This is a genomic window from Streptomyces sp. NRRL S-646 (genome assembly GCF_000720765.1).
Taxonomy (GTDB): domain Bacteria; phylum Actinomycetota; class Actinomycetes; order Streptomycetales; family Streptomycetaceae; genus Streptomyces.
In genome coordinates, this window is the sequence record NZ_JODC01000086.1 from 1 (window position 1) to 544 (window position 544).

1 protein-coding gene is annotated in these 544 nt (G+C 63.8%); it reads right to left on the reverse strand.

The genetic code is table 11. The annotated features are described in order from the left end of the window. The coding region (locus tag IH68_RS0148990; RefSeq protein ID WP_030950328.1) for a DDE-type integrase/transposase/recombinase at window positions 1-544 on the reverse strand (544 nt) is incomplete at both ends.

Consider the following 544-nt stretch of genomic DNA (forward strand, 5'->3'; position numbering starts at 1 on the left):
GGGCTTGATGTAGGTGTGGGCGATGCCCTTGTCCAGGACGTGCCAGTGGAAGGCGGACTGGAACTCGGCGCCGTTGTCGGTCTGGATGACCTCAACCTGGAACGGCAAGCGCTGCAGCACGTAGTCGAGGAACTGGATGGCGGTGTTCTGGTTCAGCGTCGGATAGATCCGCAGGACGCGCAGGCGGGTGCAGTCGTCGATCGCGGTGAATTGGTAGTACTTGTTGCGGCCGCCGCGGCGCCCCTGGGGCATTGAGGCGAGCGGTTCGATGAACTTCACGTCGATCTGGACGCGGTGGCCGGGCAGTTGCTTCTCGTAGCGCTTCCATCTGCGGTCGTGGCGCTTGTAGCGCTGGGAGGCCGGCAGGCGGCCCATGTCGAGGCGGTTGAGGATGCGCCAGACGCCGGACTTGCTGATGGTGACGTCGTGGTACCGCTTGAGGTACATGGCGATCTTCTCGGGGCCGAAGTGGTAGTTCTGCCGGAGATAGATGATCTTCCCGACCACCTCGACGTGTGTCGCGTTCGGCGACGTCTTGGGCGCC